This is a genomic window from Streptomyces umbrinus, assembly GCF_030817415.1.
GTDB lineage: Bacteria > Actinomycetota > Actinomycetes > Streptomycetales > Streptomycetaceae > Streptomyces > Streptomyces umbrinus_A.
Window position 1 is genome coordinate 8674162 of sequence record NZ_JAUSZI010000002.1, and the last position, 12224, is coordinate 8686385.

8 protein-coding genes are annotated in these 12224 nt (G+C 71.8%); 5 read left to right on the top strand and 3 right to left on the bottom strand.

Annotation, left to right across the window (positions count from 1 at the left end; genetic code table 11):
• The first annotated feature begins 55 nt into the window (after nt 1-55).
• The gene (gene polA, locus QF035_RS38295; RefSeq protein WP_307525604.1) at nt 56-2782 is read left to right on the top strand and encodes a DNA polymerase I; all 2727 of its coding nucleotides are present in this window, start codon (nt 56-58) and stop codon (nt 2780-2782) included.
• A gap of 357 nt (nt 2783-3139) precedes the next feature.
• A complete protein-coding gene (locus tag QF035_RS38300; protein WP_307525605.1) occupies nt 3140-4216 on the top strand; it encodes a hypothetical protein in 1077 nt (358 codons plus the stop codon).
• On the opposite strand, the gene QF035_RS38305 is transcribed toward QF035_RS38300, so the two are convergent.
• Nucleotides 4137-4991 carry a DUF4184 family protein gene (locus QF035_RS38305; protein ID WP_307525606.1) on the bottom strand — a complete coding sequence of 285 codons (855 nt, stop codon included), beginning with the start codon at nt 4989-4991 and terminating at the stop codon, nt 4137-4139. The genes QF035_RS38300 and QF035_RS38305 overlap by 80 nt on opposite strands.
• A gap of 325 nt (nt 4992-5316) precedes the next feature.
• Between QF035_RS38305 and QF035_RS38310 the strand changes: the two genes are divergently transcribed.
• From QF035_RS38310 to QF035_RS38320, 3 genes are all read left to right on the top strand, one after another.
• Nucleotides 5317-7029, top strand: coding sequence for a lytic transglycosylase domain-containing protein (locus QF035_RS38310; protein ID WP_307525607.1), 1713 nt, complete (start codon nt 5317-5319; stop codon nt 7027-7029).
• Between the two features lie 153 nt (nt 7030-7182).
• A complete protein-coding gene (locus QF035_RS38315; protein ID WP_143637639.1) occupies nt 7183-7317 on the top strand; it encodes an SPW_0924 family protein in 135 nt (44 codons plus the stop codon).
• 78 nt (nt 7318-7395) lie between these two features.
• Nucleotides 7396-8388: a DUF3068 domain-containing protein gene (locus QF035_RS38320; protein WP_307525608.1), complete on the top strand. Its 993-nt coding sequence runs from the start codon at nt 7396-7398 to the stop codon at nt 8386-8388.
• 15 nt (nt 8389-8403) lie between these two features.
• Here the strand turns inward: QF035_RS38320 and hrpB are convergent, their stop codons facing one another.
• The gene (gene hrpB / locus QF035_RS38325) at nt 8404-10986 is read right to left on the bottom strand and encodes an ATP-dependent helicase HrpB (RefSeq protein WP_307525610.1); all 2583 of its coding nucleotides are present in this window, start codon (nt 10984-10986) and stop codon (nt 8404-8406) included.
• Between the two features lie 22 nt (nt 10987-11008).
• Nucleotides 11009-11920, bottom strand: coding sequence for a class I SAM-dependent methyltransferase (locus QF035_RS38330; protein WP_373467014.1), 912 nt, complete (start codon nt 11918-11920; stop codon nt 11009-11011).
• Nucleotides 11921-12224 lie beyond the last annotated feature (304 nt).

A 12224-nucleotide genomic window follows, 5' to 3' on the forward strand; every position in this document is an offset into this window, starting at 1 on the left:
CTCGCGGAGGGCGGGGCGGGTCCGACTGTCAGTGGGGCGTGGCAGGATCGGGGGCGTGGCAGATTCAGCATCGAAGAAGACCGAGAAGACCTCCGGCGGCGGACGCCCGCGGCTGATGCTCATGGACGGGCATTCGCTGGCGTACCGAGCGTTCTTCGCGCTGCCCGCGGAGAACTTCACGACGGCGACGGGCCAGCCGACGAACGCGATCTACGGCTTCGCGTCGATGCTCGCCAACACGCTGCGCGAGGAGGCGCCCACGCACTTCGCGGTGGCGTTCGACGTCTCCCGCAAGACATGGCGCTCCGAGGAGTTCACCGAGTACAAGGCGAACAGGTCGAAGACCCCGGACGAGTTCAAGGGTCAGGTCGAGCTGATCGGCGAGCTCCTGGACGCGATGCACGCCGAGCGGTTCGCCGTGGACGGCTTCGAGGCGGACGACATCATCGCCACGCTCGCCACCCAGGCCGAGGCCGCGGGCTTCGAGGTGCTCATCGTCACCGGCGACCGCGACTCCTTCCAGCTCGTCTCCGAGCACACCACCGTGCTCTACCCCACGAAGGGTGTCTCCGAGCTGACGCGGTTCACTCCGGAGAAGGTCTTCGAGAAGTACGGACTGACGCCCGCGCAGTACCCCGACTTCGCGGCCCTGCGCGGAGACCCGTCCGACAACCTGCCGGGCATCCCCGGGGTCGGCGAGAAGACCGCCGCGAAGTGGATCAACCAGTTCGGGTCGTTCGCGGAACTGGTCGAGCGCGCCGAAGAGGTCAAGGGCAAGGCCGGGCAGAACTTCCGTGACCACCTGGACGCGGTCAAGCTCAACCGTCGCCTCACGGAGATGGTGCGCGACGTCGAGCTGCCGAAGTCGGCCGCCGACCTGGAGCGCGCTCCGTACGACCGCACGGCCGTCGCGATGGTCCTGGACACCCTGGAGATCCGTAACCCGTCGCTGCGCGAGCGGCTGCTCGCCGTCGACCCCGGGGCGGAGGAGGCGGACGCCGGTCCGCCGGCCGCCGCGGGCGTGGCCGTGGATGGCACGGTCATCGGCGCGGGCGAGCTCAAGCCGTGGCTCTCCGAGCACGGCACCACGGTCCTGGGCGTCGCCACGGTCGACACCTGGGCCCTCGGCACCGGCTCGGTCGCCGAGGTCGCCCTCGCCGCGGCCGACGGCGCCGCCGCATGGTTCGACCCGTCCGAGCTGGACGAGTCCGACGAGAACGCGTTCGCGGCCTGGCTCGCCGACCCCGACAGGCCCAAGGTGCTGCACAACGCCAAGGCCGCCATGCGGGTCTCCGCCGAGCACGGCTGGAGCATCGAGGGCGTCTCCATGGACACCGCCCTCGCCGCCTACCTCGTCAAGCCGGGCCGCCGCTCCTTCGACCTGGACGCGCTGTCCCTGGAGTACCTCGGCCGGGAGCTGGCGCCCGCCGCCGCGGCCGACGGGCAGCTCGCCTTCGGCGCGGACGAAGGCGCCGAGGCCGACGCGCTGATGGTGCAGGCCCGCGCGATCCTCGACCTGGGCGACGCGTTCACGGAGCGCCTGAAGGAGGTCGGCGCGGCCGACCTGCTGCGTGACGTGGAGCTGCCCACCTCCGTGCTCCTGGCCCGCCTGGAGCGGCACGGCATCGCGGCCGACAAGGCCCACCTGGAAGCCATGGAGCAGATGTTCGCGGGCGCAGTCCAGCAGGCCGTGAAGGAGGCGCACGCGGCCGCCGGGCACGAGTTCAACCTCGGCTCGCCCAAGCAGCTCCAGGAAGTCCTCTTCGGCGAACTGGGCCTGCCCAAGACGAAGAAGACGAAGACCGGCTACACGACGGACGCCGACGCGCTCGCCTGGCTCGCCGGCCAGACCGACAACGAACTGCCGGTCATCATGCTCCGCCACCGCGAGCAGGCGAAGCTCCGCGTCACCGTCGAGGGCCTGATCAAGACGATCGCCGCGGACGGCCGCATCCACACCACGTTCCACCAGACGGTGGCCGCGACGGGCCGTCTCTCGTCGCAGGACCCGAACCTGCAGAACATCCCGGTCCGCACGGAGGAGGGCCGCGCGATCCGCCGCGGCTTCGTCGTCGGCGAGGGCTTTGAATCCCTCATGACCGCCGACTACAGCCAGATCGAACTGCGCGTGATGGCCCACCTCTCCGAGGACGAGGGCCTCCTGGAGGCGTTCACCTCCGGCGAGGACCTGCACACCACCGTCGCCTCCCAGGTGTTCTCCGTCGAGGGCACGGCCGTCGACGCGGAGATGCGCCGCAAGATCAAGGCCATGTCGTACGGCCTGGCGTACGGACTGTCCGCCTTCGGCCTCTCCCAGCAGCTGAACATCGACGCGGGCGAGGCCCGCGCGCTGATGGACACCTACTTCGAGCGCTTCGGCGGCGTACGGGACTATCTGCGCCGGGCGGTCGACGAGGCGCGGGCGACGGGCTACACGGCGACGCTCTTCGGGCGCCGCCGCTACCTCCCCGACCTCAACAGCGACAACCGCCAGCGCCGCGAGGCTGCCGAGCGCATGGCTCTGAACGCGCCGATCCAGGGCACGGCGGCGGACATCGTCAAGATCGCCATGCTGAACGTGGACCGGGCTCTCCGCAAGGCCGACCTCAAGTCCCGCATGCTCCTCCAGGTCCACGACGAAATCGTCCTGGAGATCGCCCCCGGCGAGCGCGCGAAGGCCGAGGAACTGGTCCGCCACGAAATGGCCAACGCCGTGCACCTCCGGGCCCCCCTGGACGTCTCGGTCGGCTCGGGCCCGGACTGGGAGTCGGCGGCCCACTAGGGCCCTCCGGGGGGCGCGGAATTCGGCTGCGGGCCCGGTTGGGTGCTGGTCGCGCAGTTCCCCGCGCCCCTTAAAGGCAGGGGCTACCGCCCCCTGAAGACGAAAGCGCGGGAGCGCAGCCCCCGCCTTTCAGGGGCGCGGGGAACTGCGCGAGCAACCCCCACCGGCCCGCGGTGAACCCACCACACCAGCCCCCACCCACCCGCACCCGACAAACAAACGCCCCCGCCCCCACCCAACCCCCGGAGGCCTCGTCACCCACGTGGCCCCCGACCAGAAGCCCCCGGCGGAGCGCCCCGCAAGGATGCGGGCATGGGTCCTCACATACGACACATACAGCGTGTACACGTACAGCGCGTGCGGTACGTACGACACTGCCGCACCGCCCTCGTCGCAGCCCTCGCCTCCGTGCTCCTCACCCCGGTCCCCGCCGTCGCGGCCACCGCGGCCAGCCCCAGAATCCCGGCCGGCGCCACGACCAGACGCGTCCCGGCCGACACCACCGACTGGACGGACTGGACCGACCGGCACCCCCGGCAGGGCGCCACGGGCCACCACGCCTCCACGGCGGACCCCGCCGGCACCGTCACCTGCCAGGCCCCCCACGCCCCCGACCTGGCTGCCCGGCTCTCCCAGGACATCCAGGCGGCCCTGTCGGGGAGGGACGGCACGGTCTCCGTGGCGGTGCAGGACGACTCCGGACTGACCTGCGTACGCGCCGGCGAGCGGCAGTACGACTCGGCGAGCGTCGTCAAGGTGCTGATCATGGAGGGACTGCTCCGCCGCGCCGAGGACCTGGGGCGCCGACTCACCCAGTGGGAGGAGACGAACGTACGCCCCATGATCATCAGCTCCGACAACGACTCGGCCGTGCGACTGTGGGCCGACCTGGGCCGCAGCTACCTGAACGACTTTCTTGTTCGCGTCCGCACCAGCGCCACCCTCCTGGGCCCGGGCCGCTACTGGGGTCTCACCCGCACCACGGCCACCGACCAGCTGCGCCTGCTGGACGTGCTGACGAACGCCCAGTCCTTCCTCCGCACCCGCGCGTACGGCCTGAAACTGCTCTCAGAGGTCCGCGCCGACCAGCGCTGGGGCGTCCCCGCGGGTATGCCGCAAGGACTGACGGCGCACGTCAAGAACGGCTGGCTGCCCAGAGCCACCCACGGCTGGCGTGTCCACAGCATCGGCGCCTTCACCGGCGAGGGCCGCAGCTACCGCATCGTCGTCCTGTCCCACGACAACCCCACGATGGCGTACGGCGTCCGCACCATCGAGCGCATAGCCCAGGCCGTCCACCGGGGCCTGGGCCAGGGCCGCGGCCTCGGCCGGGACCTCACCCCGGAGACCGCGATCAGCGAGGAGTCGGACGGCTCGGCTCCGTACGAACCGCTGCCGGGCTGGGACGAACCGGAGCCGGACGCCACACCCTGACCGCCACCCCGTACAGCGCGAGGCCGACGGCAAGACCCGCCCCCGCCCCGAAGCACACGGTGGGAATCAGCTCCCAGGGCTTCGCGCCGGACGACCAGTGGTCCCACCACCGCGTCGCCCGCCGCACCGCGGCCACCGTCGCGCAGCCACCGATCACGGCCGCCGCCAGCCACCGGTCCCGTACGGACAGCACCGGCACCCCCACGGGCTCCGTGTCGCGCTGCCGCTGCAGGGCGACCACGACGAAGGCGGCGATCACCACCGCGGCGACCGCCGAACCGCCGTACTGCAGATACCAGTAGAGCGGCGAGCCCGCGATCTCCTGCCCGAGGACCGGAAAGACCCGCATGCCCCACCGGTCGAGATGCGTGAACGCGTCCCACACGACGTGCGTCAAGGAGCCGGCCACCGCGGACACGTACCACCACAGGGCCAGTGCGGGCCGCACGCGGGCGCGCGGCGCACCGCAGCGCAGGAGGGCCCCGACCCGCCCCTGCCGGCCGCGCGGCAGCAGAGCCACCAGCGGCTCGCGCAGCACCAGCCAGGCGCCCACGAGCGCCCAGGCGACCAGCACATCGACCGTGAACACCCCGGTGAAGGAGTGCGTGAAGTCGCCGAACTCCATCGCCTCCGGCAGCACACTCGCCGCGTAGTAGGTCATGTCGGGCGCGAACGATCCGGCCACGAGCAGGGCCGGAACCAGTCGGCCGCGTCCGGCCCCGTCGGTGCGCACGGCGGGCAGAACGGCCGCGGCATGGCTGAGGGTGAACGGCAACGGGGCTCCTTGCGAACGGCATTGACCACACGCGGCGGCCGGCATCGACCGCACGCGACGGCCCGGTGATCCCGGAACGGTCCCGGCGATCCCTTGATCGATGACGCTCAGTATGCGGTCGGCAGTTCCCGTCGGTCCCGCATGCCCCCCAAGACGCCGGGGCAGGAGAAACGCGATATGGCCAACCGGTGAAAAACGGGCACGAACGGGTGTCTGCGCAACGGAAGTTGTCGTAGGGTCGCCTGGGTCGCCGTACGGGGGAGTACGGCCGGACAACAGGAAACGCGCGAGGCGCGGGCGATCGTCCACGGGAGGGGTTCACGCAATGGCGGCGCAATTCGGCAGGCGAGTTGTCAAGGGGGCGGCAACCACCGCTGTGGCCGCGGTCGCGGTCGCGGCGCTGTCCGCGTCCCAGGCGCCGGGCGTGACCGACACCGCACAGGGCAGACAGAACACCGGTTCCCAGCCCTCGTCCGACCCGGACGCCGACAACAGCGCCACCGGCAACTCGCCGTACTACACCGACCTTCCGCCGCTCAACAGCCCCACCCCGACGCCCACCACGGGCACCGGAACGCCGACCGGCACGGGCGAGGCCGAGGCCGGCATACCCGCGACCGTCCTCGACGCCTACAAGAAGGCCGAGGCGGCGCTGGGCGAATCCAAGCCCGGCTGCAACCTGCCCTGGCAACTCCTCGCCGCCATCGGCAAGGTCGAGTCCGGCCAGGCCCGCGGCGGCCGCGTCGACGCCAACGGCACCACGATCACCCCGATCCTCGGCCCGGTCCTCAACGGCAACGGCTTCGCGAGGATCACCGACACCGACGGCGGCGCGTACGACGGGGACACCACCCACGACCGTGCCGTCGGCCCCATGCAGTTCATTCCCTCCACCTGGGAGTGGTCGGGCCGCGACGGCAACGGCGACGGCAAGAAGGACCCCAACAACATCTACGACGCGGCCCTCGCCGCCGGCGGCTACCTGTGCCGGTTCGGCTGGGACCTGTCCGACAAGGCCGACCTCAGGCGCGCGATCCTCAGCTACAACAACTCGACGCACTACCTGAACACGGTCCTGTCGTGGCTGGAGTACTACCGCAAGGGCACCCACGAGGTCCCGGACGGCACGGGCACGCTGCCCTCCGGCCGCAGCGACGACAACAACGGGTCGAGCTCCTCCCCGACGCCGACGCCGACCCCGCCGGGCACGACCCCGCCCAGCTCCCAGACGCCGGGCGGCGGCGGTTCCACGAGCCCGAGCCCGAAGCCGCCCACCACGACACCGCCGCCGAGCACGCCGCCGACGACTCCCGCCACGCCCACCGACACGGTGGACCACCTGGAGGACGCGGGCACCGCCAAGCTCACCGCGACCGCGGGCGACGCCTTCGCCGAGAAGATCGCCACCCGCACCGAGACCGAGGCCGGCAAGGCCGTCGCCAAGGTCCGGGTCCGGTTCACGATCGTCGGCGACACCGACTCCGTCTTCACCGGCGGCGAGAGCGTCGCGACCGTCGTCACCAACAGCGCAGGCGTGGCCACCGCGCCCGCCCTCAAGGCAGGTGAGAAGACGGGCGACTTCACGGTCCGCGCCACCGTCGTCGGCCGTGCCGTTACCGGCCTCGACTACAAGGCGACGGTCACCGCGCGCCAGGCCGACGCCCTCGCCCGTACGAGCGACACCGCGCTGACCTGTGTCGCGGGCGGCGAGTTCGCGGACCAGGTCGAACTGAAGGCCACCTACAAGGGTGCCGCCGCGGACGGCGTCGCGGCCACCGCCACGCTCATCAAGGCGGCGGACGACGCGACCGCCAACGACAAGGGCCCCTACTTCAAGGACGCGGACGGCAAGACCGTACGGACCCTCGCGGGCCTCAAGACGGACGCGAACGGCCTGTTGAAGCTGCCGAAGCTGTACGCGGACGACACGGCCGGCACGTTCCTGCTCCGCATCAACACCACCGGCGGTGCCACGCTGACGGTCGAGCTGAAGGTGACGGCCGCCCCCTCCTCCTCGCCGAGCCCCTCCGCCTCGTAGCCTCGCAGGCCTTCAGAACGACGGTGCCCTTCCACCCGACCGGGTGGAAGGGCACCGTCGTTCTGTGTGTGCAACGTGTTCTCATCTCGCCCACCCGTTGCTACGGTGCCCGACCTGACGATGTATCAGCTTCGCCGAGTCGGGAGGCCCCGCATGCGCGCCCTGATCGCCGCCGCGACCGGTCTCGCCGTCGCGCTCGCGCTCGTCCTCACCATCACGGCCATGGGCTCACCGGCGGGCAAGACGTCACCCAAGCCGCTGCTCACCACCATCCCCAGCCACCCGTGACACACGAGCCACCCGCGGCACACGCCCGCACCGCACACCCGTGACACACACCCCCAACGCACAGGGAGGGCCGCCGAGATGCGCCGCAAGGCCAGCCTGATCCTGCTCGCCCTCGCCGTGTTCTTCGCGGCGCTGTCCCCGCTGATGCGCTGGTACGCCTTCCCGCGCCTCGCCAAGATCCCGGCCGACCAGTACCAGGACATGGTCCTGGAGGCGAAGGACGCGACCCTCCTCGACTACGGCACGATGAAGGCCAAGAAGGTCGACAAGGTCACCATCGTGCAGACCCTCAAGGGCAACGTCGAGGCCTCCGAGAAGATCGAGAAGACCGCGGGCCGCGACGTCGTCGTCTGGGACGGCCTCTCCTACGTCCAGGGCCCCGACGGCAAGATGGTCTCCAAGATCCCCGAGCGCTACATCTTCGACGCGCACACCCAGGAACCCGTCCACGCCACCGGTGAGATGGTCGACGGCGACCCGGTCAAACGCGAGGGCATCGAGTTCAAGTGGCCGTTCCTCACGGAGAAGAGGGACTACGAGTACTTCGACGCACAGGCCCGCGTCACCGCGCCGATCCACTACGAGGGCGAGCAGGACTTCCGGGGCGTAAACGTTTACTACTTCGAGCAGACCATCCCCTGGACCAAAGTCCCCTTCCCGCAGATCATGCCCGTCGAAGGCATCACTCCGGAGTCGGTCGCCAAGACGGGCACGACCCGCTGGTACACCACGGTCCGCAAGTTCTGGGTCGAACCCACCACCGGAGCACCCGTCTACGGAGAAGAGATCCACAAGGAGGAGCTGCGCGGCGGCACCCTCCTCGGGGGCCGCGAGAAGGTGACCGCCTTCGCCGGGCACGTGAAGATGCGCGAGGACTACATCCGCTCGACGGTCGACCTGGTCAAGTCCCAGCGGCTGCTCGTCCTGCTGATGACCTCGTACCTGCCGTGGGGATTCCTGGTCCTGGGCGCCGGGCTGCTGTCGCTCTCCCTCTACCTGGAGGCCCGCAGCCGCCGCCCGGGCGACCCCTCATCGACGGAGACCCGCGAACCGGAACCGGTCAGCGCCTGAACCCAGGGCTGCCCGTCAGCGCCTGAGGCGCGCGTTCGTGTGCCGCGTCGGTTCCGCGGTCGCGGGGTCCTCGGGCCACGGGTGCTTCGGATACCGGCCACGCAGCTCCGCCCGTACGCCCCGGTAGCCGTCCCGCCAGAAGGACACCAGGTCGGACGTCACGGCGGCCGGGCGGCCCGCGGGCGACAGCAGATGCACGACCACGGGCACCCCGGCGACGGCCGGCGACTCCCGCGCCCCGAACATCTCCTGCAACTTCACCGCCAGCACGGGCCGTTCGGGATCCGCGTAGTCGACCCGGATCCTGGACCCGCTCGGCACCTCGATGCGCTCAGGCGCCAGCTCGTCGAACCGGCCCGCCTCCCCTGACGCCCACGGCAACAGCCGGGCCAGCGCCTGCCCGGCGTCGATCCGCTCCAGATCGGCCCGCCGCCGGGCCCGGCCCAACTCCGGCTCCAGCCACTCGTCCACGCGCGCGTGGAGCGCGTCGTCCGACACATCGGGCCAGGGGGCGCCGAGCCGGTGACGGAGGAACCCGAGCCGCTGCCGCAGCACTTCGGCGTCCCGGGACCACCGCAGCAACCCGAACCCCTCGTCCCTCAACCCCTCAAGAAGCGCCTCCCGTACGAGCCCGGGCTCGGCGTTCCGCAGCGGCCGCACCGCCAGCTCCACCGCGCCCAGCAGCTCGACCCGCCGCGCCACGACGTCCCCGTCGGCCCAGCGCACCTCGTCGCCCCTGCCGTACAGGGCCCCTGCCGCCTCGCGCGCGACCCCCTCGTCCACCACGGCCCCGAGCCGCACGCGCGCGTGCCCCGCACCGACGGGCCGGTCCGCGACGGCGACAGCGATCCAGGCCGCATCCCGCAGCCCACTCCCGTCACCCACCTCGGCCCGAGTACCGGACACCATGAGAAACGAGCCCCCTTGCTTCCGGGCAACCCGCTCGGGAAAGGCAAGAGCGGCGACGAGCCCGACGGCGTGATCGTCAGTCGGGGCTCCGCCAAGGCGCGCCCCTTCAGGGGCGCGGGGAACTGCGCCACCAGCCACGGACGGCCCGCACGTATCGAACGGCGCATCCCGCGGAGCGCCCGGCGCGGGCGCCGACGCGGCCCGCAGTCGCCGAACTTCCGTACGCCACCGCCCGGCATAGGCGTCACCCCCACGCCGAGCGGCCCGCAAGGCAGCAGCAAGATCATCCCCGTACTCCCGCGGCGGCTCCTCACTCAAGAGGGCAACCACTTCAGCGGCAACCTCGGAACCCACGGAGTGCCCCGCGTCCAGCAACGCCCGCCCCAGCCGCGGATGCAGCCCGAGCCGCGACATCCGTACACCCCGCTCCGTCGGACGCCCGTCGGAGCCCACCGCACCGATGGCCTCCAGAACCCCCCGAGCGGCCGCCATGGCGCCTCCCGGCGGCGGATCCAGCAGAGCCAGCCCCGACGCGTCGGGATCGCCCCAGCAGGCCGCCTGGAGGGCGAACGCCGTCAGATCGGCCACCTTGATCTCCGGCGCCGGGAAACGCGACAGCCGCCCGTCCTCCGCCTCCGCCCAGCACCGGTACACCGCACCCGGGGCCTCGCGCCCGGCACGCCCCGCCCGCTGCCGGCCGGCCGCCTGCGAGGCCCGTACCGTCGCCAACGCGCTCAGCCCCCGCGCGTGATCGACCCGCGGCTCCCGCGCGAGACCGGAGTCCACGACCACCCGCACGCCCGGAACCGTCAACGACGACTCGGCCACCGACGTCGCGAGGACCACCCGGCGCCGCGCACCCCCGGACAGCACCGCGTCCTGCACCGCGGCCGGCGCCCGACCGTGCACCTGAAGCACCTCGACGTCACCGAGACCGCCGAGCTGCCCGGCGACCCGCGCGATCTCCCCGACACCGGGCAGGAAGCACAGGACGTCCCCGTCGCGTTCGGAAAGCGCCCGCCGCACCACCGACGCCACGTGCGTCAGCAGCACCGGGTCCACCCGCATGCCGTGCGGCGGCCGCACAGGGCGTACGGGCGGCGCCCAGACCACCTCGACGGGATGGGACACACCCTGCGCCTCGACCACCGGCACCTCGCCCAGCAGCCTCGCCCACCCCTCGGCGTCGGTCGTCGCGGAGGCGGCCACCAACCGCAACTCGGGGCGCAGGGCGGCCTGTACGTCCAGCAGGAACGCGGCCACCGTGTCGGCGTCCAGGTGCCGTTCGTGGCACTCGTCGAGCACGACCACGTCGACGCCCGCCAGTTCCTGGTCCCGCTGCAGCCGTTGCAGCAGCACACCGGTCGTGACGACCTCCACACGCGCGCGTGGCCCCACAACCCGCTCCCCGCGCACCGTGTACCCGACGCTCTCGCCGGTCTTCTCGCCCAGCAGCCACGCCATCCGCCGCGCGGCCGCCCGCGCCGCGATCCGCCGCGGCTCGGCGACGACGACCCGGCGTACGGGCCCGTCGCCGACCAGACCGGCGAGGACGAGCGGTACGAGGGTCGTCTTGCCGGTGCCGGGCGGCGCGACCAGCACGGCACCGCCGTGCTGGTCCAAGGCCTCGCCCAGGCCGGGCAGCGCACCGCGTACGGGCAGGACGTCCAGAGCGTCGTAACGGATCACATGCTCAGTCTCTCCCCCGGCCTCAGGCCGGGGGTGCCCCCATCTCGCTTCGCTCGCACACGAAGATCGCCGACCCCGGGATGAGGTTTCCCCGAAGGGGCGACCAGCCGCCCCACTCCTGGGTGTTCCAGGCGGGCCACTGCGGCTCGACCAGGTCGACCAGCCGGAAACCGCCCGCCACCACGTCCCGGACGCGGTCGCCGACCGTCCTGTGGTGCTCGACGTACACCGCGTGGCCCGCGTCGTCCTGCTCCACGTACGGCGTGCGGTCGAAGTACGACGAGGCCACGGTCAGCCCCTCGGGGCCGGGCTCGTCCGGGAAGGCCCAGCGGATCGGGTGCGTGACGGAGAAGACGAACCGGCCGCCGGGCCGCAGCACCCTGTGCACCTCCCTCAGCACCTTCACGGGGTCCGCGACGAACGGCAGCGCCCCGTAAGCGGAGCACGCCAGGTCGAAGGAGGCGTCCGCGAACGGCAGTGCGCCGGCGTCCGCCTCCACGAGCCCCACTCCCTTGGCGCCGATCCGCAGCGCGTGCTGGAGCTGGCGGTGCGAGAGGTCCAGGGCGACCGGACGGGCACCCTGGGCGGCCAGCCAGCGCGAGCACTGGGCGGCACCCGCGCCGATCTCCAGGACGTCCTTCCCCTGGAGCTCCTCCATCGGTCCGAGCAGCTCGGCCTCGATCTCGTCGAGACCCTCGGGGCCCCACACGAAACGGTCGTCGCCGAGAAACGTGCCGTGCTCGACCTGGTACTCGTCCGCGTTCCGGTCCCACCAGCCACGATTGGCGCGGGTGCTCTCGCCGGACCCCGCCTCCCGTCGTGTCGCCTCGGGCTCGAACGGTTCGGGCTCTTGGATGATCGGCTCCCTCGTACTAATCTGCGGGCTCTTCCGTTCAACCCGTCCCCGGTGGCCGTCACGTAAGGGACGTCGCAGGGCCCGCGTGGCCTCGTGGCGTTATCTGATATGCGGCTGCCGCCGCGTGGGTCTTGTGCCGGGTATGCGGCGTTCCGCCCCGGGTGTGCGCCTTCGCGCATTGACCCTGTCCGGCTGCCCCCGTATGCTACAAGTTGCGCTGCGGGCCTGCGCTCCTCAGACGTAGCAGGCTGCGCTCGCATCTGTTGTATGTCCCCTCGGTTTTCGAGGCGCCACCGGAAAGTGTTCGTCATTGAACACGCCCGGATTCGGCGCTTCCTTGGCTGTCCGGCTTCTTCAGAGCGAAACGGGCTCCCGGCGTAAG